General features: G+C 45.2%; 22 protein-coding genes. 10 read left to right on the top strand and 12 right to left on the bottom strand.

Features of this window, described 5'->3' with window-relative positions; translation table 11 throughout:
- Positions 1-966 precede the first annotated feature (966 nt).
- Genes P2A85_RS12065 through hpsA form a run of 4 tightly spaced genes read right to left on the bottom strand, consistent with a single transcriptional unit; the run spans position 967 to position 8,600 of the window.
- Positions 967-1,617: a Tfp pilus assembly protein FimT/FimU gene (locus P2A85_RS12065; RefSeq protein WP_377480209.1), complete on the bottom strand. Its 651-nt coding sequence runs from the start codon at positions 1,615-1,617 to the stop codon at positions 967-969.
- A gap of 58 nt (positions 1,618-1,675) precedes the next feature.
- A complete protein-coding gene (hpsC, locus tag P2A85_RS12060; RefSeq protein WP_377480206.1) occupies positions 1,676-2,728 on the bottom strand; it encodes a hormogonium polysaccharide secretion pseudopilin HpsC in 1,053 nt (350 codons plus the stop codon).
- Between the two features lie 56 nt (positions 2,729-2,784).
- A complete protein-coding gene (gene hpsB, locus P2A85_RS12055) occupies positions 2,785-3,534 on the bottom strand; it encodes a hormogonium polysaccharide secretion pseudopilin HpsB (protein WP_377480204.1) in 750 nt (249 codons plus the stop codon).
- A 2-nt stretch (positions 3,535-3,536) separates the two neighbouring features.
- Entirely contained in the window at positions 3,537-8,600 is a 5,064-nt protein-coding gene (gene hpsA / locus P2A85_RS12050; RefSeq protein ID WP_377480201.1) for a hormogonium polysaccharide biosynthesis protein HpsA, read from the bottom strand.
- A gap of 422 nt (positions 8,601-9,022) precedes the next feature.
- On the opposite strand from hpsA, the gene P2A85_RS12045 reads away from it, so the two are divergent.
- A complete protein-coding gene (locus P2A85_RS12045) occupies positions 9,023-9,838 on the top strand; it encodes a sulfotransferase domain-containing protein (protein ID WP_377480198.1) in 816 nt (271 codons plus the stop codon).
- A 544-nt stretch (positions 9,839-10,382) separates the two neighbouring features.
- A complete protein-coding gene (locus P2A85_RS12040; protein ID WP_340519941.1) occupies positions 10,383-10,580 on the top strand; it encodes a heavy-metal-associated domain-containing protein in 198 nt (65 codons plus the stop codon).
- A 78-nt stretch (positions 10,581-10,658) separates the two neighbouring features.
- Here the strand turns inward: P2A85_RS12040 and P2A85_RS12035 are convergent, their stop codons facing one another.
- Both P2A85_RS12035 and P2A85_RS12030 read right to left on the bottom strand, forming a co-directional pair.
- Complete coding sequence (locus P2A85_RS12035) at positions 10,659-10,835, bottom strand: hypothetical protein (RefSeq protein ID WP_377480195.1); 177 nt, start codon at positions 10,833-10,835, stop codon at positions 10,659-10,661.
- A complete protein-coding gene (locus P2A85_RS12030; RefSeq protein WP_377481452.1) occupies positions 10,822-11,232 on the bottom strand; it encodes an ArsR/SmtB family transcription factor in 411 nt (136 codons plus the stop codon). The genes P2A85_RS12035 and P2A85_RS12030 overlap by 14 nt, the downstream gene beginning before the upstream one ends.
- A 171-nt stretch (positions 11,233-11,403) precedes the next feature.
- Here P2A85_RS12030 and P2A85_RS12025 point away from each other — a divergent pair, with 171 nt between their 5' ends.
- Both P2A85_RS12025 and P2A85_RS12020 read left to right on the top strand, forming a co-directional pair.
- A complete protein-coding gene (locus P2A85_RS12025; RefSeq protein WP_377480192.1) occupies positions 11,404-11,571 on the top strand; it encodes a metallothionein in 168 nt (55 codons plus the stop codon).
- A gap of 169 nt (positions 11,572-11,740) precedes the next feature.
- On the top strand, positions 11,741-12,061 hold the full coding sequence (locus tag P2A85_RS12020) for a hypothetical protein (protein ID WP_377480189.1): 321 nt from the start codon (positions 11,741-11,743) through the stop codon (positions 12,059-12,061).
- A 126-nt stretch (positions 12,062-12,187) separates the two neighbouring features.
- Here P2A85_RS12020 and P2A85_RS12015 read toward each other — a convergent pair whose 3' ends face one another.
- Positions 12,188-13,201 (bottom strand): metal ABC transporter solute-binding protein, Zn/Mn family, encoded by a 1,014-nt coding sequence (locus P2A85_RS12015; RefSeq protein WP_377480186.1) that lies wholly within the window; start codon positions 13,199-13,201, stop codon positions 12,188-12,190.
- Between the two features lie 89 nt (positions 13,202-13,290).
- Between P2A85_RS12015 and P2A85_RS12010 the strand changes: the two genes are divergently transcribed.
- Both P2A85_RS12010 and P2A85_RS12005 read left to right on the top strand, forming a co-directional pair.
- Positions 13,291-14,010: a metal ABC transporter ATP-binding protein gene (locus tag P2A85_RS12010; RefSeq protein ID WP_377480183.1), complete on the top strand. Its 720-nt coding sequence runs from the start codon at positions 13,291-13,293 to the stop codon at positions 14,008-14,010.
- A 121-nt stretch (positions 14,011-14,131) separates the two neighbouring features.
- A complete protein-coding gene (locus P2A85_RS12005) occupies positions 14,132-14,971 on the top strand; it encodes a metal ABC transporter permease (RefSeq protein WP_377480180.1) in 840 nt (279 codons plus the stop codon).
- Positions 14,972-15,343: 372 nt separating this feature from the next.
- Here the strand turns inward: P2A85_RS12005 and P2A85_RS12000 are convergent, their stop codons facing one another.
- The 4 genes from P2A85_RS12000 to P2A85_RS11985 all read right to left on the bottom strand — a co-directional run bounded on the left by P2A85_RS12000 (position 15,344) and on the right by P2A85_RS11985 (position 21,211).
- Positions 15,344-17,917 (bottom strand): PAS domain S-box protein, encoded by a 2,574-nt coding sequence (locus P2A85_RS12000; protein ID WP_377480177.1) that lies wholly within the window; start codon positions 17,915-17,917, stop codon positions 15,344-15,346.
- A 206-nt stretch (positions 17,918-18,123) separates the two neighbouring features.
- Positions 18,124-18,402, bottom strand: a complete 279-nt coding sequence (locus P2A85_RS11995) for a hypothetical protein (RefSeq protein ID WP_377480174.1) — start codon at positions 18,400-18,402, stop codon at positions 18,124-18,126.
- A gap of 192 nt (positions 18,403-18,594) precedes the next feature.
- Positions 18,595-20,715 (bottom strand): PAS domain-containing sensor histidine kinase, encoded by a 2,121-nt coding sequence (locus P2A85_RS11990; protein WP_377480171.1) that lies wholly within the window; start codon positions 20,713-20,715, stop codon positions 18,595-18,597.
- Positions 20,716-20,866: 151 nt separating this feature from the next.
- A complete protein-coding gene (locus P2A85_RS11985; RefSeq protein ID WP_341734032.1) occupies positions 20,867-21,211 on the bottom strand; it encodes a hypothetical protein in 345 nt (114 codons plus the stop codon).
- Positions 21,212-21,527: 316 nt separating this feature from the next.
- On the opposite strand from P2A85_RS11985, the gene cynS reads away from it, so the two are divergent.
- From cynS to P2A85_RS11965, 4 genes are all read left to right on the top strand, one after another.
- A complete protein-coding gene (gene cynS / locus P2A85_RS11980) occupies positions 21,528-21,971 on the top strand; it encodes a cyanase (RefSeq protein WP_377480168.1) in 444 nt (147 codons plus the stop codon).
- Between the two features lie 266 nt (positions 21,972-22,237).
- Entirely contained in the window at positions 22,238-23,620 is a 1,383-nt protein-coding gene (gene clpX / locus P2A85_RS11975) for an ATP-dependent protease ATP-binding subunit ClpX (protein WP_377480165.1), read from the top strand.
- Positions 23,621-23,868: 248 nt separating this feature from the next.
- Entirely contained in the window at positions 23,869-24,456 is a 588-nt protein-coding gene (locus P2A85_RS11970) for a Uma2 family endonuclease (RefSeq protein ID WP_377480162.1), read from the top strand.
- 38 nt (positions 24,457-24,494) lie between these two features.
- Entirely contained in the window at positions 24,495-24,767 is a 273-nt protein-coding gene (locus tag P2A85_RS11965) for a type II toxin-antitoxin system Phd/YefM family antitoxin (protein WP_377480159.1), read from the top strand.
- On the opposite strand, the gene P2A85_RS11960 is transcribed toward P2A85_RS11965, so the two are convergent.
- Positions 24,758-25,537 carry a pentapeptide repeat-containing protein gene (locus P2A85_RS11960; protein ID WP_377480156.1) on the bottom strand — a complete coding sequence of 260 codons (780 nt, stop codon included), beginning with the start codon at positions 25,535-25,537 and terminating at the stop codon, positions 24,758-24,760. The two genes, P2A85_RS11965 and P2A85_RS11960, sit on opposite strands and share 10 nt — an antisense overlap.
- Positions 25,538-25,595: the final 58 nt, after the last annotated feature.

Here is a 25,595-nt window from a genome sequence, read left to right as displayed (position 1 = left end):
ACTTTCGATGTGTAGCGTGTTTGTGAAATATCGATCGCATTTGGCATCCTCCGCGATTTATCGAAGCTGAGCAGGGCTGTTTCATTCTCTGTAGGGGCGGTGCCAAGAGTGCCCGCCCCCATCTTTGAGACTAATACCATTTTCATAAAGTCATACTACAGATGTAGTTCAAAGCCCCCCCTTGGCAAGGGGGGGTTGGGGGGGTAGATATGTAGCGCTACTTTATGAAATTGGTATAAGAGGGTAGGCACGGGGGCACTACCCCTACAAAACGATGATTTGTCACCAGAATGAAACAGCCCTGCCCCATTGGTGTCAACTTAAGCAGATCATCTGCGAGTCCGCGAGTCCTAAGCGGGGTTGAAACCCCTGGCTAATAGCGAAAGTCCTCTCAAAGAGGACTGATATCAAATCCGGTAGCATCTGAATGATTCAGATCTCTATTCTCTCCCTCTGTGTCCTCTGTGTTCTCTGCGGTTAAATCATTCCGATGCAGCCGGAAACGATATGAAGAGAAGAATCTCAACTCATTAGTCCTCTTTTAGAGGACTTTAGCTTTGAGACAGGGGTTTAAACCCCTGTCGGACTTTAGCTTTGAGACAGGGGTTTAAACCCCTGTCGGACTATCGGTTTGACGTTAAGTTGACACCAATGGCCCTGCCCCTGCCCCCCCTAGGGGGGATGGGGGGATGGGAGAAGAGGGACGAAAGATCGTACTCTTATCCCCCCCTTCTGTAGGGGCGGTGCCAAGAGTGCCCGCCCTCTCGGCTCGTTCAGATCTAGATTTAATAGTCAAATTTTTAATTGGTATTGTAAATATCGTGCAACATTCTTCGACCCCCCCTAGCCCCCCCTTGCCAAGGGGGGGGACAAGAATACTGTTGCATTCTTTTTTTAATTTAAAATATCTTAACAATTTAGGAGTGACGCGGAATTGATGTTAGAGATTAAAAAATATCTGCCAGACTAGGGGCAATTAGACCCTTCTTCAGTTATCATTGCTCCTAAAATGGTTTGAACAATTACACACTTTTTCGCACCGCCACCAGTAGGTTGAACTGTGACAGAAAAGCCATCAGTTATGTTTCGTGGTGTTTGACTGTTTATTGATGGGCTTGTGATATTTCCTTGATAATCAAAGGTAATTGATTGGGTGGTAGATCCATTAGCTTGACTTGAAAGTAAAATAGTGCGTGGTTTTATTTCGCCTCCGCCGTCGAAAGTCACTGTTTGTATTGGAGGGGTTGTTGTGAGAGCAGTTTGTGTGGGAGGATTGGTCGCTGGATTTGTTAGGTTAATCGTAACTGTTGGAGGGTCAGTAGCCGGAGTAGGATTAAATGTAACTGTGATATCCCGCTTACTTCGCTTTGCTTCGCTTTGTGCACTTCGCAAGGTTTGCAAAACGCGATCGTTGACTGTGCGCACCCTTTGATTGTTGATGAAAGCCAGCCAACCGGGAGCGGCGATGGAACTGAGGATACCTACGATCAGGGCGATCGCCAGCACTTCTAGAAGGGTGAAACCCTCATCGCCTTTTCTCGGTTTAGTATGTGGGGAATTGCCGATTTTTTGGGTGTTATAGATATGCAAAAATTTGAATAAAATTGGAACTTTCATGTTATTTTCCTGTTTTATGTGCTATATATGCGATTCTTAAATATGTTTCATCAATCAGTTATTTTCCTCGCGCACCGAGACCTTTTACTTGGACGGTTGCTGTGGGGAAAAATGCCGAACTGGTGGTTTTGAAGTCAGCATCGTTGGCTTGAAGGCGGCGCAGGCTATTTCCTCTGATTGTGACTCTGGCTATGTTTTTAGCTGTATCTACACAAGCGTAGAAGCTATTTCTACCTTCTGTATCGGTTGCTCTTAGCGTTGTTTCTTTCAAGAATTGTTCGGTTTTTTGGTCTTTAGGGTTACCAAGAGCCGTTTCGCATTCAGTGGGTGGTAATTGCGTCTGGGTATTACTACTGTGGTCGATGTAGTTAACCAGTACCTGGGATTGAAGATTTGTCAGTTTCGTAACATCTGTCACGTTTAGTGTGGGTTTATTAAAGTCAAATTTTTGATTAAAAGCTGGATCTCGTTGTTGAGATAGTATTGTATCACTATCACTGTAGTAAGGGTTTGTAAAATCTGTGGCGTCAGGGTTTTTTACCCCATCCTTAATTTCATAGCGGGCAATGCGGGTAGGACAAGTGCCTCCTGAAGGCTGACACCAAGTATCGTCCTTGTCTTTAAACTGGTAGTAGGCAACTAATGACAGTACATCGGTGTCGTTGCATTGATCTTTTTTATTATTATCAGTAGCGCAGTCTTTTGGTTTTACTGTCTTATAAACAGTCGGGTTAATAGGAATCGCATTTTTTATCCGTTGGCGTTTCCAAAATACGAGGATCGGAATTTTATTTTGATTTCCATTCTCGGGAAGTTGAGATCTAATGGTATTAATAGCGGCATTATCGTAGATATAAATGGCTTGACTCAAATCTTGCGAGATGAAATCAACCGCCGCCTGGAGGTCTTGCTCGGTGTTCGATTTGAGTTGTTCCTTGCGATCGGTATTCAGCATATCGACTACAAAGGCGAGCATCGGTGTGATGATTAAAAATGCCATAATCGATCCGACTAATAGCTCGACTAGAGTCATGCCCTTTTCTGTTTGATCTAACTTAGATCGGTTTTGTTGGTGCTGATTTTTGAGAAGCAACCTGAGTAAAGTTTTCATTTGACTTCTTCCTTTACCTAGTGATGGGGATGGATTTTAATGTAATAAAAAGGAATTTAATAGTTACACTTTGTAGTACCATATTGGAGGCGACTGCACAGTGACCTGTAAGCGGCATCTCCTGTAGGGTCTACTGTTGTGGCGGGAATCTCTGCACCCATTTCTACTACTGGCATTGTCTTGTCGCCCAAGCCTGAACCCACGATTGATTGTTTGATCGCCTTCGGATCATTGGGAGCCTTCAAGGTAACACCTGTAGCAAAGGAATCAGCCCTGTAAACTCGGACTAATAGCTGGTAGCCAGTTTTTGTGGGATCGCCACCAGTAGTAACATTTTTATTTTGCCAAGCTCCCTGAACGTAAAAGTCTTTGTTGCTACTGGTGCTACAACCTCCTCCATCCAAGTCAACGCAGTATAAATTGTCTTTATTTGTCGGAGCCGGTGCATTAGCCAAATCTGCGGAGTTAGTGGGAAAACCTTTTATGGTTCCAACGGGTGTGATCGTCCCCGATCGCAAACCGTCAATGTAAGCTCTCCCCGCCATCGCCGCCAGTTCGGTTCGTCGCGCTTGGACGCGAATTGCTACGGAGAAGGCCATCACCGGGGCGATCGCAATCATCAGCACCGAGACCACGATCATCGCTACCAAAGACTCGATAATCGTGTATCCCGAATCTTGTGCCTTTGATTTTTGGACGCAACTGCCAGATTTATTCTCGGCCAGGGAGCCGTTAAATTTTGTTGCTGTTTTTGCTTCCTTAAACAACAGTTCCGAGTAGCTGTTGTCTGTTAGTAGTTTATCCATGATTAGGCACCTGCTTTAAATTTGCAGAATGAGTCTGTTGGGCGCAATTTGTTAGTGATATCGATCGCTGGCGTTGTCGCCGTAGTTGCGTCATCGATGAAAGAACACAACAATGTTTGCACCCACTCGTCATCGCGAGATACTTCCCGGAAATACTCGTCCGGGGTTCGTTTTGAGGGAGGAGTCGTGAACTTTCGGGTAAATAAGTCGGGCGGCTGAGATAGCAAGCCTAAGTCATAACCCCAATTCCGAGCAGGAGGGCTGAAGAACGGAATGCGACCTCCTTTCCCCGCAAGGTTGGCGTTATCAGTTCTGTAGAAAGGCTTTGGAGAAGTAGCGTCCGGCGGATCAGTTGGGGGTGAGTCGAAAAGACTCCGCAACTGAATTGAATTAGCCGTGGTAGCCGGCACAGCCTGAGCAGCTAGAGCCGACATAGCACCAGGATCTATAACAGGGATATATGGCGCGGTGCTGAATTCACTCCGGCCGAACTGGATAAAGGAACCCTGGATGTTTGTGGAAACTTGCCCGGAATTCCAGCTTTCCATGAATCGGGGCAAGTTTTGCATACCGCCGTTAAAGTCACCGACGCCATTACCGAGGGCTCGCGAAGGACTATCGTTCGAGCCTACGACCATATTAAATGTTGTGTTGTTAGCCTGCGGTATCCATCCGGTTTTGATCACGATATCTACACCTGTTGGCTCGGTAGAATCCGCCGCTGTCACATTTTGGATCTGCAAAACTGGCATTAGTAGTGGCTGGGTGCCTTTTCCTGGAGCTATTGCTGTGTCTAATTGTGGCAGATTTGCACCGCTCCCGTCCTTCTGAGCCTGGTTAAACACATAGGGGAAATTTGAATTGTAAGTCACCGTAGAGTCACCAGCATTCACAGTAGTCGCAAACCACAGAGAATTATCTCTTGATCTGCCGGGCCCTTTGACAACTTTTCCGTTGGTGGTATCAATCCCTAATGGCTCAGGAGCAGTTAGCGAATCCAGTGCGTTAGCAGTTCGGGAAAAAGCAACACGGCGGGGGAAGCGTTGCAGTGCTGGCAATGGGGGATCGACCGTTGACCCAGCTTGAAAAGTAGAAGTATTGTCAATAGGTTTTGCATAAGGTTGACCTACAGTGGTTGTCGCCTTGCCTGGTGCTCCTGCCAGAGGATTTACATACCAGTCGTCATCCCCACACGCAGAAACTGGGATTTTTGTACAAACTTCCATCAAATACTCTGGGAAATTCCCGCGTCGCTGGACTGGAGTCACGAAGTTATTGAAGTAAGAACTCGATAGTGGGGGATTTAGACTCACGTAGGTACTGTCTATCAGGGGTGTAGCGGTAGCACCTGTGGTACTTACTAAATAGCCGTTACTTGAAAACGCCCCGCTCGAAAGTCCGTTTGTGACAAAGTTGTTGCTGTAAAATCCTTGCTGTTTGCGAGGTATTACAGCAGCAGCACCGGCATTATTTCTCAGGTCAAAATCTCCCTCGTTGCGGAAGCCAAAACGGTAATTGGTTGATAGCAGATTGACTGAATCTGATACTATGTTTGCGGGACGCCAAGTGTCGCCTGTTGTACATTTACCATTTAATCTGGGGTCTTTTGGACGACAGGCAAAGTTATTATTCAGGTCAGTGCTTTTGCGATCGTAAAAGGTACTCCAATCACCCACTTTCTGATTAAATTCTTCGTTGAGGTGAGGGTTAAAGTCGCCTTGGACGTAAACGGGCAAATTAGATGCTAAAGTCAGCCCTTTTTCTTTCACTACATCCGCCACAGTAGCGGGGTCGCCCGAATCTCTGGCTAACTGCTGACCATTAATAAGCAGAATTCCGTTGGGCTTGCGAGTAGGATCTAGTAGGGAATCTGTGGGGCTGACTGTTTTGCTCCTAGTTTCATCTATCCCTCCTGTGGCAAGACCTGGACGAAAACTGAGATCGCGCAGCGCGTCGTCGCGACTGGCATAAATTATCCCACTGTCTGGTAGCAAATACTCCGGCGTTGGCCCAGTCTTGTTACTTTGAGCGATCATCTTCTTCCGAAGTTGATCTAAGTCAATCTGAGTGGCGCGAATTTCTAGGGGTTGCCGTTCTTCTAATGGCAGATTGTAGTACCCTGTTAATTTGGCGGCTTGGGCACCTGTGGCGGGGCTGCTCAGAGTAAAGGCTTCGTTAACATTGGTTGTCAAGTCATCGCGATCGATCGCCTTAATTTCTCTACCATTCAAAAATGCTACTTCTTTAATTGCCCCGTGGGCAATAACTCCCTGATTGGCAGCACCGATCGATCCGTCAAGTATCTGTAGGGCGCAATTAGTCGAGTCGATCGCAGCTTTGTCTGCTAGCGTGCGCTTGTCTTCAGCTAGTACAAGAGCCTTTCTCAGCGGCCCGTTGGCAAACCGACCATCCGGGAAGACCATGTTTGCCTGAGCTTCCAAAATTGTGTCTCCACCGCTGAGCAAGCCTGTAGTCGTGTTCAGAGTAGAAATAGCGGGTCGCCCTCTTGTGGGGGGTCCGTAGGTGATGCCGTTGTTGGAGCCAATTTGACTGCCACGAGCCCCTAGTGAAGTATCCCCGCTGACATCTGTTCCTGCTGGAAGTGTACTTAAATTTCTTGCCGTTGAAGCCGTACTGGGGTCGTAGTAGCTGCTGATGCAGGCAATTGGGGTTTGGTCGGGTTGATTTCCTGCTGTTAGCTTTGTTGGGTCGTAGCCGTTATCTGCATAGTGATAAACTGCCGTTGCCCGCATCCGCAAATCGCCTTTGGCATACTGGGGAGTGGAGGGGTCGATCAACGAGCTGCCGACGGCTGGTGGCAGGTTTGTTGACCAAGAGTTTACCCATTTAGTCCAATTTGCATCATTGAAAGCGCCACCAGCACTATTGTCATAGACTTTAGACCCTTCTCCCAGGGGTGACATCGGCATCGAGTCTGGCCAGACAACGGGGAACTGCTCATTAGCAGGAGTTGCCGGGTCGTTGTAAGTAGCAGTAGTAGCAGGGTTGCCAGTTGTTGAATCTATCCAAGTGGGGGGCGGTAGGAAAGAATTTTTGCGCTCGTAAACCCCTGCACTGGTGATGACGCGCAAGCCGCCAACGCCATCCAGAGGATTTTTCGGTATTTCCGCTGCTGCTCCTTCCCAGAAACCTCCGCGATCAGTCGCTCCCACATCAGCGATCTTCGTCACATGCGGCGATCGCGTGCGGGGAAAATTAGGATCTACGGCGTCGGTCTTATTCCACTTCTGTCCTATTAATTTTTCCGGCTCTTTGGTAAATTCGGATTTGGTGGCATCCCATCTCAGGGCTGGCAAGTTGTTCCCCGCCACAAGGCGATCGCCCAGAAATCTTTCTTCCTCCGGTTCTTTTGAGGGGTCTGTTGCTTCTAGCTGATTAGCCGTTAGGCTGATGTTGGTTTTGGCAAGGTTTGTCCAATCGTCAATAGGTCTTAAGGTGTCTTGTGTGCCTACCATGGGTGGGGTTCCGGGTGGTACTGACCAGGTAAGACCGTAGCCTGCTGTTGCATCTCCTCCCGGCAGCACCTCCGCAAACGGAACCTTGCGAAGCATCTGTTTAAAATATTCTCCCAGTGCTTGTTCCCTGCTTTGGGTCTCCGGTTTCTGCCTGACTGAAAATGGGTCGCTAGGTTGGACATCAGGGTTTGCTAAGCCCGTAGCTGGTAGGGGTGCTCCCATCTGTGCTGCCACTAGCAAATCTAGGCGCTTTGTATAGGCCTCATCGTTGTAAAGAACCTCCAAGGTAGGATTGCTAGCTGACTCCCCTGTGGGATTCTTAATTTCTGATTTTTGACCCAGCATGAACGAGGTTCTGCCGCCCGCAGGAAGGGTACCACCTTCTTTTTTGAAAAGGTGCACGTCCACTGCATTCTTGGTCGTGTTGTTAGTCGCCGTACCATTTACTACATTACCTGACACAACAATTTTGCTGTTTTCTTGCTCGTAGTAACAAGAATCTGGGCTGCTCACCTGATAGAATTGGATACTGTTAGCGCTACCCGCCCCTGATACCAGCAGGTTACTGTTTGTAAATACCCGCCCGTTTAGTCTCAGCGGAGGTCCCGGCGATATGTCTAAATCGTTTTCATAAACAACCGCGTTGTTGGCGATCGGAATCAGACTTTGGTCTTGCTGATATTCCAGGGCTGAAATGCTAGAAGTTCCTGTGAATGCTTGATACTTATTAGGATCTATAGCAGCATCTTTGGCTGTCATCGGTACGTTCACTGTATAAACAAAAAAACTTTTTTTAAGTTTGCCGTCTATCCTGTACCAGCCTGAGTCTCCCGCCAAAGTAGCGACAGTACCTCCACCCTGTGTGCAACCAGCCTTAAGTTGCACCACCGGCGGGGTTCTTGCTTCCAACGGCTTTCTTTGTCTTAAGAAGTCGCCCACAGTAGGGCTTTTTGCATCATCGTCTCTTGGGGGGTTGCGGAAGAATATGCCGTAGAGGGTAAAGTTGTCAAATTTGCCATCGTTGTTTGTATCGACGGGATATCTCCAAGCAGTATTGATGGATTCATTTTTTTCGACAACAAACCCAGTATCGTTAACGCGAAGATCGGGACTTATGCTTTTACTATCGTCTAAATCATACTTAATTCTCAGGCGTGTCTCGTCCCCAAATGTATATCTATCGGTTGGACTTCCACTTGTAGTGGGGTTTGCTATCAGAAAGTACAAGTCTCTATCAGAAGGAGTACCCCTACCCTGGGTTTGCTGTAGCAGAAACTGAATTTTCGCCTTCGCCCGATCGATCGCCGGAGTTGCCGCCGCCAATACCTGCTGATTCACCCGCACATTCCGAGCATTATTCGCGCGATCGAACGATCGCAGAGTAATCGCCACCGTCAGCAAAATCACCACCAACAATACCATCGTCACCGTCGGCAGCACAAACCCCGCCACGGGCAAATTTGCCCGTCGGCCCATTGCCATGAGCGATCGCAACATTGCCCTCATTAGCCGTTTCGCACCCGATCGCGTCACACCGAGAACCCGCCGTAACAGGGATACGATAACTTTAGATAATTTGCTTTTATACATTGACGCCTTCCTGAATAGTTTCAGAGATGGTATTGCAGGTAGTTACTGCTCGACAGTACGATCCCTTTTTTATAATTCCCATTATATTCAACATTCATATCAACCCGTTGCAAAAATTCACATAATGTGTTATTTGGCTCAAAAATAAAATCTCCCAGCCCACAACCCGCGATTTGCCCTTGGGTGGGGCGGGTTTAGGAGATTATTGGTCAAAGGCCGAGATTGTTGGTAAAACCAGCCCCTACAAGCCTTGTTGGGCGCGATATATTTTATCGATCTTGACCAAGATCTAGATTAAGTTCGATCGGAGCTAAAATGGGCGATCGCGGAATTCTCGAATCGGGAAAGACATCTTGAGTCCTTTTCAAAGGACTTGCGCTATGAGACGGGGGTTTTTAACCCCCGGCGGACTATCGGTACAAATGCCAAATCCGAAACAGTCGCTACAAATGCAAAATATCAACCTACAACCCATGAACCCAATCCCAAAACCCCCCGACTTCATCATCATCGGCGTCCAAAAAGGCGGCACCACATCCCTATATAACTATCTCACCCAACATCCCCAAATCGTCCCCGCCACCCAAAAAGAAGTACATTATTTTGACCTCAACTTCGACAAGGGTGCAGACTGGTATTATTCCCAGTTTCCCCAGCCAGAAAACGGCGAAAATCTGACAACAGGAGAAGCCAGCCCCTACTATATTTTTCATCCCCAAGTTCCAGGGCGAATCCACGATTTGTGTCCCCAAGTCAAAATAATTGCCCTCCTGAGAAACCCCATAGACCGCGCTATTTCCCATTATTATTACTATATCAAAATTGGCTACGAATCGCTATCATTAGAAAGTGCGATCGCCTCCGAACCCGAAAGACTCCAAGGCGAAATTGAAAAACTGATCGCCAACCCCAACTACTACAGTTACGAACACCAACACCACAGCTATTTAACTCGCGGCATTTACGCAGATCAACTTCCAGCCTGGATGAAACTATTTCCCCAAGAACAAATCTTAATCATCAAAAGCGAAGACTTGTACACCAATCCCAGCCCTACCTTCAACACCGTCTTAGAGTTCTTAAACTTACCGCCCCATCAGCTACAAACCTACGAAAGATACAACTCCACCGAATATCCCCCCATCAGCGAGCCTATCTACGAGCAATTGAGAGCATATTTTCGATCGCACAATCAAAGACTAGCCCAAATGTGCGATCGAGATTTCGGCTGGGATTAATCAAATTTCCCTCAACCTCTAGGGGCTGGTGACACCATTTTTCTGACCTATGTGCTATGGATGAAGTCTTAGCCCCCCCTTAATAAGGGGGGGTTGGGGGGGTAATATCTAGCGCTACTTTATGAAATTGGTATTTGACATACTCCCCGTCGTAAACGAGCGGGGATTCTTGACACTTCAACGAGTCCTGCTACCAAGGTAGTCTTACAGTCCCTCCCTGTCCGTTTAAAGTCTCCCAATGCCCGCTCGGCGACTATCTGTATTCTAGCAAAAAGCCGTCAAGCGAAGGACGGGGCTTGTATCCCATTTTCTTGGTCAAACCAAAAATAATTGCCCAAAAACAACAATTTCGTGAGGACTCAAGCCCCCTAACTCGCGGACGAGAGGCAGAAATTATACCATTTCTCTAAAATCGTGCAACAATCTTTGACCCCCCCTAACCCCCCCTTATCAAGGGGAGGGACAAGACTACTGTTGCATTCTTTTTGAAAATTGCTATTAGACTAAAATAAAACAACAGTCATCTACCAAATCTCCCTTAATTATGCCCATACTATTTAACGTCCCTTCCATCGCCTGTGCCGGCTGCGGAGACACAATTACCAAAGCGATCCAAACAGTGGAACCAGAAGCGAAAATCAATGTAGATATCGCAGCTAAGACTGTAACTGTTGAGGCTAAAGCCGCAGAAGAATCAATCAAACAGGCGATTGTTGCTACAGGCCACACCGTCGAAGATTAAGTCGTTGGGGAGGGTAGGCATTCTTAGCACTACCCCTACAAAACTCTCATTTTTTTGAGAATGAAACAGCCCTGGGTTTCAACCCCTGTCGGACTCGCGGGATGACCAACGAACTTGGCGGGCTGACAGCTTAAGTTGACACTCCTTGGCCCATTCCCAATTCCCCATTCCCAATTCCCCATTCCCAATTCCCCATTCCCGATTCCCCATTCCCGATTCCCCATTCCCCCTTCCCAAAAGCTTAATCGGCTTCATCTAAGTGTTCCGCCACGGCATTATAAAGTTCCAAAACATGGCGATCGAGTAAACTATAAAAAACCTGTCTCCCCACCTTGCGATAACGTACCAATCGCATCCCCCGCAACGCCCGCAACTGGTGGGACACAGCCGATTCGCTCATCCCTAAAGTCGTCGCCAAATCACACACGCAGAGTTCTTGTTTTGCCAAAACCGACAACAGCCGCAGGCGGTTCGCATCTCCCAAAAGACTGAAAAATTCTGCCATGCGCTGAGCTTTGGCGGTGTCGAGAATTTGGGTTTGAATATCCTGGACTCGCAAACTGTCAACTAGGTGCGGTCGATCGCAGATTGGTGTATCATTTTGGGCGATCGGTCCATTTACCGCCCCATTCACAGCAGAGTTAGATAACATTCTTTCAAGATTTATTTTGGTTCTCATTTTCATTTTAATGCGATTTGAGATTTGAGGATTTCTAATAGTCCCTCCGCCCACTTTCAAAAATATTTCCTATCCCCTTGACTCATCTCTGAATATGTGTTCATATATAAATATAAGCAAACGAACCTACCGGGAAAAAACACCATGACCACTGCAACCCAAACAAAATGTGCCTGTCCATCTTGCTTGTGCACTGTCAACCTGAGTGCAGCCATTGAAAAAGACGGCAAACAATACTGTTCCACTGCTTGCGCCGACGGACACCCCAACGGTAGTGGCTGCGGCCACACAGGCTGCGAATGCCACAAGTAAGTGCTGAGCTTGCACAGAAGTTAAGAAAAACCTGTAAACTTTATCAAAAGGGGGCTGCGGTATCCGCAGCTCCCAATTTTGTTTAAACAAGGTTAAAGAAAAATTAAAATAACGGTAACATAAGGTTAAAATTAGATTAATAAAGTAAGTACAAGGCAAAATCAAGCAATTGCTACTTGCGCCCTACAATGGAAGCAAGCGATCGCCATTACAAACAGGAATTAGGAGGGGGGCAATGACCGAGCGGGAAGACTTTTTACATCCTCGCCATCGCTACTACGGCGATTTTACGCCAGAAAACTTGGCGTTCAATGCCAACTTGCAAGAGTTTGCTCAAAAAATAACTTACATTTGTTCCCTGGAAACAGGGGGCAAAATTAGCGCTGAGAAAGCTTATAAAGATATTAAAGCGCTATGGAAAGAATTAAAATTATCCAAGAAACAATTGGGCATAGGGCAAAAACCTCCCACTACCGATGAGCAATCCTAGTTGACACCCAGTTCCTAGGGTGGCAATCGATGGGTGCGTCACTTCCCGAACCTCTAAAAATTGTTCCAAAAACTCACAGGACGCACCCTACAATTGAATATCACTTCAGAAACAACCGAAAATCCATCAAAGAGTGCAATTTCCCCCAAGCCCAGAAACAATCGCACAAGTATTACTTTTCAGCATCCCCTCATAGGTATCAGCGCCACTACCAGGAGCCCCCAACTCGTCGCTGTAGAGTTCCTTGTCGGAAATTTTGACATTAGCCTCCCTCGCCACAGTCTCCATCAACTTGGGATTAGTCGTAGTTTCCACAAAAATTGTCGGTACTCCCGCCCTCTTAATTTCTGATGACAATTCGGCGATTCTAGCTGCTGTGGGCTGTTCTTCTGTAGTCACACCCTGCAAAGCACCAGCTACCTCGAAACCGTAAGCATTAGCATAGTAACTCAGAGCATCGTGAGTAGTGACTAACTTGCGTTTAGCTTGGGGAATCGTCGCAATTTGAGCTTGAATCCAAGTATCTAATTTTTGTAAATCTGCTATTAATTTGGCGGAATTTGTAGTATAAATCTCAGCGTTATTAGGAGCAACTTTTTTTAATTCATCGCGAATTACTTCCACCATCCGAATGCCATTTTGAGGATTATGCCAAACATGAGGGTCAGGAACTTTTTCCCCTGCTTCATGGGGTTTGGCTGCGGTTTTGTGTTCTGCTTCGTACTCGTGTTCGCCCATGAGTGGTTTGGGTACTGCGAGTTGGTGGACGGCGATTTTGGGCGCAGAATTGGTAGTAGATTGGATCAGTTTAATGATACTTGGTTCGTGGTCGTAACCTGCGTATAAAATCAGATTGCCCGTTTCAATGGCCTTACGGTCTTCGGGCTTGGTTTGATAGGCGTGGGGGTCATCTCCGGGTTTAATTAAACAAATAGTGTCGATCGAACTTGCGGCAATTTCTTTAGTGATGTCGCAAATAACACCAGTAGTGGCCACTACTTTTGGCAAATTGGTCGCCCGACTCTCAGGTATGGGATTGCTGGCTTGGGGCTTTTCACTGCATCCAACTAATCCTAGCGCGATCGCCAAAACCGCCACAACGCTGACTCTGCTGGTTTTCTCCGTCAACTTCTGGAACATAAGACTTCAGAAACGATAATCATTATTGGTTTTTTGAGCTATTCTATTGTAGTAGCTGGAAACAAGAATCGTTCTCAAAATCTCAAATTATGCTAGAAGTTCAAGACTTGGCTGTCAATTATCGAGGAATTTCGGCCCTGAACAACATCAATTTTCATTTAGCATCAGGACAGTTAACAGGAGTCTTCGGGCCCAACGGGGCGGGGAAAAGCACGATGGTGAAAGCTATGTTGGGATTGATTCCAGCCTGTCGGGGTAGGGTAAAATATGAGGGGCGGTTGTTGAAGGAACAGTTGGGGCGGGTGGCTTATGTGCCGCAGCGATCGCAAATTGACTGGGATTATCCGATTACGGTGTGGAATGCGGTGATGATGGCGCGCACAGTCCAGACTGGTTGGTTTCGCAGTCCCTCCCGTCAGTCGCAGGAATTGGTGAAAACTGCTTTGTTGCGGGTGGGAATGTGGGATTTGCGCGATCGGCAAATTGGCGAACTTTCAGGGGGTCAGCAGCAGCGAATTTTCTTAGCAAGGGCGATCGCCCAACAGGCCGATTTATTCTTCTTTGATGAGCCTTTTAATGCCATTGACAAAGCAACAGAAGAGATTGTTTTTGATATTTTTGCTGAACTCAAAGCCGCCAATAAAACTTTGCTAGTAATTAGTCACGATTTAGGAGAAAATTTAAAAAAGTATGATAATTTATTGTTATTGAACAAACAGTTAATTGCGATAGGTTCCTGTAAAGAAGTGCTGACAGTGGCTAATATTCATAAAGCCTATGGTTATGATTTAAGTTTAGTTTCGGTTTGAGGTCGATGAAAATTTATTTTTACCTGTAAAATTCATCGTAGCACGGGCATCCTGCCTGTGCAGGGTTGGGCTATATATTATGGCTGCATTGTTTCCTGCTGCGTTGTTCCTTGTCCTATAAATGTTAAACTTACTAATTGAGCCTTTGAAATTTGAGTTTATGCGTAATGCGATCGCGATCGGCGTATTACTAGGAATACTCTGCGCGGTGGTCGGCTCCTATTTAATTGTACAGCAAATGGGCATGATGGTTGACATGATTGCCCATTCCGTGCTAGCTGGATTACCCGTAGCTTTTGCTTTGGGTTTCAATATCGCGATCGGCGCGTTTATATCAGGGATAATCAGTGCTGGCATCATGGCCTGGATTCAGTCACAATCCCGAATCAAAATAGATGCAATTATGGCATTAATTTTGTCTACATTTTTAGCTATTAGCATCACGCTGATTAGTTTGTTGCGAACCACCAAGTTAGACCTAGACGGTTTTTTGTTTGGCAATATTTTGTCCGTTGCACCAGCAGACGTGCAACAAACTTTTGTCACCACCTTGATAATTTTGGTGGCGGTGAAAGTATGTTATAAGGAACTGCTGTTTTATACCTTTGACCCCCTGGGCTCTCAGGCCAGCGGTTTGCCTGTAAACTGGATTTATTTAGGGATGATTTCAGCGATTACCTTGACGATTGTTGCGAGTTTGCAAACCGTGGGGGCTCTGTTGGTGATTGCGCTGTTAATCGGGCCGGGAATTACTGCATATTTGTTGGTGAAAGAGTTACATTTAATGATGGGATTGGGAGCAATTATTGGGATTACTGCTAGTGTGACTGGTATGTATCTCAGCTATTATTTGAATATGCCGTCCGGGGCGGCGATCGTGTTGGTTATTTTTGGGTTATTTTTGCTAGCTTTTTTGTTAAGTCCCAGTCAAGGAATTTTGACCAGAAAGACAGCAAATTAATAGTAACTGTGAGGCGGGTAGGCAGGGTGCATCTGTGTTTTGCAAATATATTCGTAGGGGCGAAGCATTCCGGCTATAAATTTCTGGTTATCACTAATAAATTGTCTGTCGGAATGCTTCGCCTATGCAAAATCGGGATGCTCCCGCTAGGCACCGGGGCACTAGGCACTACCTCTAACTCATCCTTGTTTTTCGGAGAATGAAACAGCCCTGGGGGCTAGGGCGTGTTTTCAAACCCAAAGATCCCCCCAGCCCCCCTTAAAAAGGGGGGGGAAAGAGTCTTTAAGTCCCCCTTTTTAAGGGGGATTTAGGGGGATCTAAATCTTAAGGAGTAGTTTGACAACACGCCCTAGGGGGGGTGACTTCTTCTTTCTACTTAATAGGTTGCTTAGGCCAAGTAAAGCGAAAGGTTGCCCCTTCACCTTCTGCCGATTCCAAGGAAATAATTCCACCTTGATTTTCCACAATTTTCTTAACCAGGGACAAACCAATACCAGTATTTTCTACTCGATCGCGAGCTTCCAAAGTCTGAAAAATTACAAAAACTTTCTCGTGATACTGAGCCGCAATTCCCTGGCCGTCATCTGCTACAGCAAATTTATAAAAATCACCGATGTCTTCCACAGAGATGGTGATATGACCGGTGGGACTTCTGTGATGTTTGATGGCGTTGCTAATTAAATTAGAAAAAACTTGTTGTAAGAGCAGTCTTTCTGCTACAAAAGTTGGCATTCCTGGTTGCACTTCCACCACAAATTCCGGTGGGGGTGCTAGGGAATCAATTATTTCTGCTAATAACTTATCTACTTTTACTGTTTCGGAAGCCACTTGCATCCGTCCGACGCGGGAATATTGCAGCAGTCCTTCAATCAAACCTTCCATTCTGTGCACTCTGCCGCGCAGTAGGTTCATTTGGTGTAGAGTATCGTCTGTCATCGAGTCGCTGAGGTCTTCTTCTATCCAACTGCTGAGATTGGCGATCGCCCGCAATGGCGCTTTCAAATCGTGAGAAACTACATAGGCAAACTGCTCTAATTCTTCATTCTGCTTTCTTAAATTATTGCTGAATTTAGCTAGGGTGTCCGCCATCCACCTCAATTCTTCTCTTTGCAATCGCGAAAATTCCTCAGCTTGTTTGCGTGCCATAATATTTTCTACAGCACCCATTAAATATTTATTGCCATTTTGTTCTTGCAGCAGGGAAACACTTAAGTTTGCCCAAATCAACTCTCCATTTTTACCGATATAGCGCTTTTCCATAGAGTAAGTTTCAATTTCTCCTGCTAATAAGCGTTGCAAATGATGCAGTTCTGGTTCCAAATCTTCGGGGAAAGTAATTTCTTTAAAGTTTTTCTCACTCAGTTCGGTTCGACTGTAACCCAAAATTTCGCAAAGTTTTTGATTGACTAGCAGCAACTTGCCTTCGAGATTTGCTTGGGCCATCCCAACGGCGGCTTGCTCGAAGGTGGCGCGAAACCTTTCGGCGCTTTCGGAAGCGGCAATTTCGGACAATTTGCGATCGCTAATATCGTTGCTAATTTCCAAAATAGCCAGGGGTTCCCCTTCTTCATCCCGTTGCAAAGTCCAGCGACTTGCTACGGTGATTTTTGTGCCATCTCGCTTAGTACGCACCAGTTCACCTTGCCAATCTCCTGTAGAAAAAAACTCCTCTTGAATTGCCTCAAAGGGCAGATTCCATTCTGTTTGCAAAAGTTCATGAATATTTTTTCCCATTGCTTCGGAATTGCGCCACCCGTAGAGTCGCTTCGCCCCATGGTTCCAATAAGAGATTTTGCCCTTCAAGTCCAGTAGGGCGATCGTATCGTTGGCTAAGTCAAGCATTTTTGCTTGCTTGCGCAGAGTTTCTTCAGCTTGTTTTCGCTGTCCCAAATCGCGACAAATTGCAATAAATAAACGTTGATTTTTCAACTGCATTTCGCTGATTGCCACCTCCATTGGAATTTTTTTGCCGTCCCGGCGAATTCCGGCTGTTTCTTGCTGATAAACATTGAGTTTAGCACCAGGATTTAGCAAAAAATATTCAATGGAATAATCGCCAGTGCTTTTGTATGGTTGAGGTTTGGCGATCAGTTTTCGGAGATTTGAGCCAATTATGCGATCGGCACTCCAGCCAAAAATCCGTTCAGCAGCAGCATTAAAAGACTCAATAGTGCCTGTTTCGTCCAAAGTAATAATGCCGTCCGCTGCATGATCGACTACAGCTTGAATGCGAGTTTTACTCTCTTGCAAACTCACTTCCCGGTGGTTCAATTCTTTCTCTAAACTATCAAATAAATACCAAGAAGCTGCGGCACCCAAAAAGCCCACCACTAAAGCCGTAAATTGGACGTAATTAGTGAGACTCACCCACTGCTGCATTTGTGGGTCTAGAACGTTCTTGTAGGCTTCACCTGCGTCTGCAAAGGCATCAAATTTTTCCCGCAGCCTATCCATCTTAAATTTGCCTTCAGTGAATGCCTGAGTAATTTCCGGAGACTGGACTTTTATGTCTGAATTGTCAATCTTTTTTAGAGTCTGTTCCAAAAAATCTATTTGCTGTTCCGTTATTTTTTTAATTTCGGCAAATCGCTGACTTTGAATTTGATTTTTTTTAGTGATAGTCTTGAGTTCAGAAAGTTGTTCAGGCAAAGTTTTCTTTGCTTCAAAATATGGTACTAAAAATGCCCGCCGCTTGGTTAGCCCGTAACCTCGAAGACCAGTCTCCGCATCCACCACCGTTTTTAACAAGCGGTTTGTTTGCTGAAGCATTTCCTTATTGCTATCTAGTTCCTTTCTTGTTTGTATCGCTCTGTTTCGCAGTCCTGCTATGACTATCAGCGAAGCAAACAGACAAATTACGGGGATAGCTACGATGACTGTTCCCCGCTGGCGAATGGGTCGGTCTTTCCATACAACTTGTAAGAAGCGATCTAGCGAATCCTTCATGAATAGTTATCTAGACAGCGGGGGTTACAGAATGTGTGTTGAATTATATCACTTTTTGACAACTTCTGCTAATTTTTGATTTTTGCTCTGAAGCAAATGCTTTTGAGCTAGGTATATAAAATCCGTTTCTATCGGCAATAATTCAACGTTTTTTTGGTTAGAAAAACAGGTACTTATGCCTATAAACTTGGATTTTTATTCATCATTCAATGGGATAATGATTTAAAATGAGCAGATTTTTTGCCTTGGTGTTGGACGACAGACAAGGGGAAAGAAAAGTTTTTTGAGTTCAGCAATGCCGGTGGGGAAGCACTGGGAATCCTTTCTAGTTTGATTTCATTTTTACCCGCCACTTTGGGCTGATAAGTTGAGTCCGTTTGGGTGTGATTTTCAACAGTTTGCACTACAGTCCACTTACCTGTAACTGGATCGCGATAAGTGTTAAAAGGGTTAGTTTTTAGAGGTTGATTGGAAGGTGTAATCATCTTGATGCACTCCTAAATAATCACGATTTTCACGCAGTTTGAGGCTGGATTGATATTAACGTAGCGTAATGGCCTGATAATAAAGGCATTGTAGGCTGGTGACACACACTACTTTGTGATCTAGGACATGGTTAATTGCGATCTGAATCACAAATAACCAATAACCAACAACCAATAACCAATAACCAATAACTAACAACTAGCCTCAACCTTTGCTTTCAATTGTACAGTAAAAGTTGAGCCTACACCTAACTCGCTCTCAATGGTGATATCACCTCCCATCATCTGGCAAAACAGACGGCTAATTGCCAATCCTAAACCAGTTCCTCCATACTTGCGAGTGGTAGAAGCGTCTCCTTGAATAAAAGGTTCAAATAAACCCTCTTGTTGTTGAGGAGACATTCCAATTCCTGTATCTGCTACCCGCAAATAAATCCATTCAGTGCCGTCTGTTAATTCGCGAGTTGCGCTGATGACTACGGTTCCCTCTTGCGTAAACTTGAGGGCATTGGAGAGTAAATTAAACAAAATTTGCCGCACTTTAGTCAAGTCAGCATACATTACTCCCAAATCAGGAGAGGAAAAAAATTGTAACTGATTGCGATTCTTTTCAACCAAAGGGTACAAAGTTGCTACGACTTCTTCTACTAAATTACCTAGGTGAAAATCTTCTAAATAAAGCTCCATTCTGCCAGCTTCTATCTTAGAAAGGTCGAGAATATCATTAATTAAAGTGAGTAAATGTTTACCAGCGGTCTGAATTTTTTTAGTGTCGGGAATTAAGTCCTCGAACCCTGCTTCTAAGGCTTCTTCTTCTAGGATTTCGCTGTAACCGATAATGGCGTTGAGGGGTGTCCGCAGTTCGTGGCTCATGTTGGCTAAAAAAGTGCTTTTAGCTCTGGAAGCTGCTTCGGCTTTGTGCAATGCTTCTTGTAAAGCTATTTCGGTTTTTTTGCGCTCGGCAATTTCGATGCGGAGGAGTTTATTGGTGGCGGTGAGTTGAGCGGTGCGTTGCTTGACAGTGATTTCTAGTTCGGACTTGGCTTTGGAGAGGGCTTCTTGGGCTCGCTGGCGTTCAAATCCTTCGATCGCCAGTGCGACTAAATTTGCCAAAGAATCGGCGAAGGTTCGTTCTTCCAAGGCCCATTGGCGGGGTGCTCCGATATCTTCCAGAGACAGGATTCCGACTATCTGGCCGCCGAGCCTAATGGCTACATTTAACAGGGATGAATTTGGACTACTTTCCTTGTTTAGGATTGGGGTATGTTCTGCTTCTAAAGATAATGTTGTTACAGGGTTTTGATTTGTCAATGGCGAGTCTAAAGGATTGGGGGATGAATTGTTTTCGTCGCCTGCATCGCCTTCTCCATTTAAATTGGAAACTTTTATATGGTTTTTTGTACGATTCAAATGGCTTTTACTGGTCCGATCGTACAAATCGAGACAAACTAATTTGAGGTTTTGGGTTGTCAACTTAGAATGATAGACCTGATGCTCTGCTGGAAGCTCGATCGCCTCTCGATTGATGACCACACTTTGGTTGTGGGCGATCGCTCTAGCAGCCAAATTTGGCTGAGTATCTGTGGCGTAGCGAGTTCCAAATCTGACATGATTGTACAGCCAAACGCTCACTTTTTCCACATCCAAAGTGCGCGCTGCCGCCTCGGTAATTTCTCGAACTCCCAAATTCAGCGCCCCGTTGTTGATCGTCCTCTGCCTACCTAGCTGCAACAGGGCCAGACTTTGGCGGCGCAGTCGTTGTTCGCTCTCTTGGAGTGCTTGTTCTGCTTCCTTGCGCTGGGTAAGGTCGTACAAGGCACACAACGCTGTGGGCTGACCATTGAACAACAGGGACTGAACGGAAATGATGGCCCAGAAACTGCTACCATCTGCCTTTTTGCAGTGCAGTTCGTAATTTTTGATGTGTCCGTTTGTGGCCAGGATTTCGAGTACCTTTGAGCGTTCTGCGGGATCGAAGTAAAAGTCTGGGGTATGACGCCCGATCAATTCTGCTAAGGGTGTATCCAGGAGAGAAGCCATTTGAGCGTTTGCATACAGAATTAAACCGTCACAGAGGCGAGAAACCAGTACAGGAACGGGAGTTGCTGAGGCGATCGCCCGAAACTGCTCTTCGCTTGAACGCACGGCCAACTCAGCTTTTGATAGCAAGTCAGCTTCTATGGTATCCGAGTGTTCCGTTGTCGTCTCCAGCAAAATTTCTAGATCGGCTTTTTCGCGTTTCAAGTTTTCCAGTTCTGCACGCAGAGCCTGAACTTCCAAAAATAACTGTTCTTTCGATGGTTCTTCCTGCATAGCAATTGAAAATTGGTAACTTGTAGGAGTCAGTTCCGCAGTTTTTTAGCGTTTGCTGCGAACTTAACTATGACTTATTTTCCTGTATTGCAAATCCCTAGTTATGCTTCCCCGACTTAGCTTTGATCTCACGTTTACCTTGATGGATTAACTATTCCAATTCCAATCGCAAGGAAGGCATCAGTCGCTGCAAGTTCTTGAGGGACTTTCCCTGCCACGGTATTTCCTTGGAGCCTTTGACTGCGATCTGAATACTTTTTTGCTGTCGGACTTTGATCACAAATTTTGATATAATATTAATCCCTGAACTATTTAAAAATTCGAGTTTTCGCAAATCGAGAGTAATGGTCTTCTGCTCGCCGTCAGCCACATCATTGAGCAACTGTACGATCGGGGCGTATTCTTCCATTTGGCTGAGCCGGAAAGAGCCACAGCAGGTCACTGTATCAGTAGCGCTATCGTACAGGATGCTGTAATCTTGGGTGTTAATCTCCATATTTTTTTCAGTGGTCACTTGTTAGCGGTAAAGGGGTTTTGCCGGTGCGATCGGGTATCAGACCCACCCTGGGTACTGGCGATCGCACAGCAGAGAGTATGTAATTTTGATTACACGTACTGGTAACTGTACCATTTTTGTAGAGAAGCGATCGCGGATCTCTCAATCGCCAGTTGTCGATAATAATGACGAGATTGGCTATTGGTCTGGCAACGAGTTATCAATTTATCATATTTCCGGGATTTGCTATTGACAAAAGATGAAAAATATGAGATACATTTCACATCTTACACCGTAGCGATATGGAGAAAATTTAATGGCAATTTCAAATATTACCGAAAAACTTTTGGCAGCTAAAAAAGCTCAGGGAATTAGCTTTGCAGATTTGGAAAAATTGCTAGGTCGGGATGAAGTTTGGATTGCAGCGGTGATTTATCGTCAAGCAACTGCATCGGCAGAGGAAGCACAAAAAATTGTGTCTGCTTTGGGACTCGATGGCGAGATGGCTCAGGTTCTATCAGAACCTCCCCTCAAAGGTTCCTTAGATGCCACAGTTCCGGTAGATCCTCTGATTTATCGGTTTTATGAAATTATGCAGGTCTATGGAATGCCTCTCAAAGCAGTGATTCACGAAAAATTCGGGGACGGAATTATGAGCGCGATCGACTTTACTTTGGATGTGGAGAAAGAAGCTGACCCCAAAGGCGATCGGGTGAAAATAATCATGTCAGGAAAATTTCTGGAATACAAAAAATGGTAAGTCAGTTTTTCAAGGTAGAAGGAAACTTTTTTGAGTGTATAATTTTGCGAATGTCTGTATCAGAAATTGGTATTTTGATTTGTAACTAATGAATAATGACTAATGACTGAGGCCTCAAAAGTGTTAACTTAGAGACAGAGAGCGCGAAGCTGGAGTGGCTTGGGTATGCGATCGCCAAACCTTCCTGAGAACAGCACAATGTTCGATCGGGAGAAAACTCCCTAAATCCCAACAGCCAAACGCAAATGTAAATTAAGAGGAAAATAATGTCAAAATATGACTCCCATCTCAGATGCTCCTTTTGTGGCAAGTCCCAGGAGTACGTCCGCAAGTTAATAGCTGGGCCCGGCGTCTACATTTGCGATGAATGTGTGGAGCTATGCAATGAAATTTTAGAAGAGGAATTCTTTGACTCTGGCAAATTAGTGGCTCAACAAGCGCCCCAGTCAGAAATTCAAGATCCTCAAGGACAAAAAACACGACGCCAGGGTCGATCGAACAAATCCAAAATCACTTTAGCTAAAATTCCCAAACCAACAGACATTAAGCAACATTTAGACGGCCACGTCATCGGCCAAAACTCAGCCAAAAAAGTTCTGTCAGTAGCAGTTTATAACCACTACAAACGCTTAAGCGTTGACCAAGCCAAAGATAGTAGCAAACCTGCCTCAGACAGCGATGTGGAACTACAAAAGTCTAACATCATGCTAGTCGGGCCGACAGGTTGCGGCAAAACTCTTCTAGCCCAAAGTTTGGCACAAATGCTAGAAGTGCCCTTTGCAGTAGCCGATGCCACAACCCTGACGGAAGCCGGCTATGTTGGTGACGACGTAGAAAATATCTTGTTGCGACTGTTGCAAATGGCAGATTTTGATGTCGAAGCGGCCCAGCGCGGCATTATTTATATTGATGAAATTGACAAGATTGCTCGCAAAAGTGAAAACACTTCAATCACGCGAGATGTATCAGGAGAAGGGGTGCAGCAAGCCTTACTGAAAATGTTGGAAGGAACGGTGGTTAACGTGCCACCCCAAGGCGGCCGCAAACATCCTTACCAAGATTTTATTCAAATTGACACGAGCAAAATTTTATTTATTTGCGGCGGTGCTTTTGTCGGTTTGGAAAAAATAGTTGAACAGCGTTTGGGTAAAAAATCTTTAGGGTTTATTCAGCCAGTCGAAACTGACAGCAACTCGACTTTGTTACCAAAAGATAAGCGGGCTGCGGATATTTTACAACAGGTACAAGCTGATGATTTAGTGAAGTTTGGTTTAATTCCTGAATTTGTCGGGCGCATACCTGTGGTGACAGTGATTTCACCCCTGGATGAAGCAGCTTTGATGCAGATATTGACTGAACCTCGCAATGCTCTGGTGAAGCAGTATCAAAAGTTGTTAAATATGGATAGTGTGCAGTTGGAATTTGAACCAGAGGCGCTGCGGGCGATCGCCCAGGAAGCCTGTCGCCGCAAAACTGGTGCCAGAGCTCTCCGCAGCATTTTAGAGGAATTAATGCTCGATGTTATGTATGAGTTGCCTTCTCGCAAGGATGTAGCTAACTGTACGATTACCAAGGAAATGGTCGAGAAGCGATCGACTGCGGAATTGTTGTGGCATCCTGCTTGGCGTCAACAGCACGAAACTGCTTAATTTTGTAAGGTGGGCAAATGCCCACCTTGTTTTTTAAAGTCACTATTGGGCGATTGAAATAGCTACTATAGCAATCCTAAATGAATCGTAAATTTTTTACCCCACCCCAACCCTCCCCTTGCTAAGGGGAGGGAGCAAGAAATTCACAAATGATTTAGGATCGCTATATATATAACTGTCAACTGTCAACTGTCAACTGCTATAGAAGTGGTCGGAATCAGAATCACAAAAAACTCCATAGAAAGCCAATGATTGCAAATCAAAACCAAAATTACATCTCGCCGGAAGAGTATCTGAAATTAGAAGAACTCAGCCCGGTTAAACATGAGTATATTCAGGGTGAAACCTACGCAATGGCCGGTGCAAGTGATGCTCATGTAACTATTAGTGTCAACTTAGTTACCTTGTTGAGAAATCATGTTCGGGGTAGTGGCTGTCGTGTTTATATGTCAGACATGAAAGCTAGGATTGAGTCTAGGGATATTTATTACTATCCCGACGTGATGGTAACGTGTGATGAACGGGACAAAGCATTTCGATCTTTTAAAAGACATCCTTGTTTAATTATCGAGGTTTTGTCAAAAGGTACAGAAGGATTCGATCGGGGTGACAAGTTTGCTGACTATCAAGAATTAGAAACGCTTCAAGAGTATGTGTTAATTAATCAAAAGCGGCAGCGGGTGGAGTGTTTTCGCCGCAATGCTGAGGGGTTGTGGGTTTTGCATTCTTACACGCAAGGAAGCGAAATTCATTTGGCTAGTGTGGACTTTCGTGCTAGCATGGATGCTATCTATGAGGATGTAATCTTTACCAACGAAGATATTGTGCTGAATTAACCATGCTATAATAATGATAAAAATTAACCTCCGCAAATATGCCAAAATACCTGACAATTACAGAAGCGCAACAACAACTGCCAAAGTGGCCCGATGACTTAGCAACAGAGCCAGCTATCATCACTAAGGATGGGAAACCGGCAATTATTGCTCTCAGTTTTAAACAATTTGAATCTTTGTTAGAAACCATCGAAATTCTCTCTGATTCCGAATTTATGGCAGATTTGCGATCGGGCATTCAACAAGCCCAGAGGGGAGAAACAATAGACTTACAACAGTTAAAAGCAGAGTTAAAACTTTCCTACGCCTGACTCAATATTTCCAAAAACTCCTGCACAACTAAATCGGGTTGTTGGCTGCATCGGGTAGCATCGTAATGTTTGACAAGACTGATGCCTGAATCTCTCGAAAGTTCGCATATTTCATCTTCTGTGGCGTTTTGATGGCATGATTCGCTGTCAATTTTTAGCAGTCCTAACTTGTTTTGGTGGAAGATCAGAAAGTCAGCTTCTAGATTCTGTCTACCTTCTGGTGTTGTGATTCGGAGTTGGGAGTTGGGGATGAAGAGTGTGGAAGTGCGATCGAGTATTTCGGCAATTTTCACTTGGGCGTCGCAGTGAAAGCAAAAACCATTCCAGTTAATTTCTTTTTCAGAGTCATATAATTCAGTTTCACTGTCAGCATTGATTATTTTATCTAAATCAGCTTGAACATAATCAGCTTCATTCAAGTTTGCGAATAATCTAGCGCCACTTAAGTTTGCGCCACTGAGATTTGCTCCGCTGAGATTAACTTCGATGGTCAGATTTCGCTGTAGATTCACTTGAGTTCGCCGTAAGTATCGCTTTAAGACTGACTTGAGATTATCTTTTTTGACTTTTTCTTCTAGTGCTTTTGATAGTAGTTTCCATAGTTTAGCACCAGCATCTTTGATATAATCATATTCATATTCTGTGCTGGCTGCAATTTCTTTATAAGACCGTCCTTCCCAGGATTGACGAAACACTATCTCTTGAACTTTGTTGAGGCGATCGTAGTTAAGGGCTGTTTCTGCGATCGCGATGGCTTCGTCAACGGTCATCTATCAAATTCCTCTCACACCTAAAACCTTTCCAATACTAGATTATAGCGCAATAGTC

The sequence above is a fragment of the Microcoleus anatoxicus genome, from assembly GCF_042465725.1.
Lineage (GTDB): Bacteria > Cyanobacteriota > Cyanobacteriia > Cyanobacteriales > Microcoleaceae > Microcoleus > Microcoleus anatoxicus.
The sequence above is the reverse complement of the archived record's forward strand: the minus strand, read 5'-3'. Positions and strand labels throughout refer to the sequence as shown.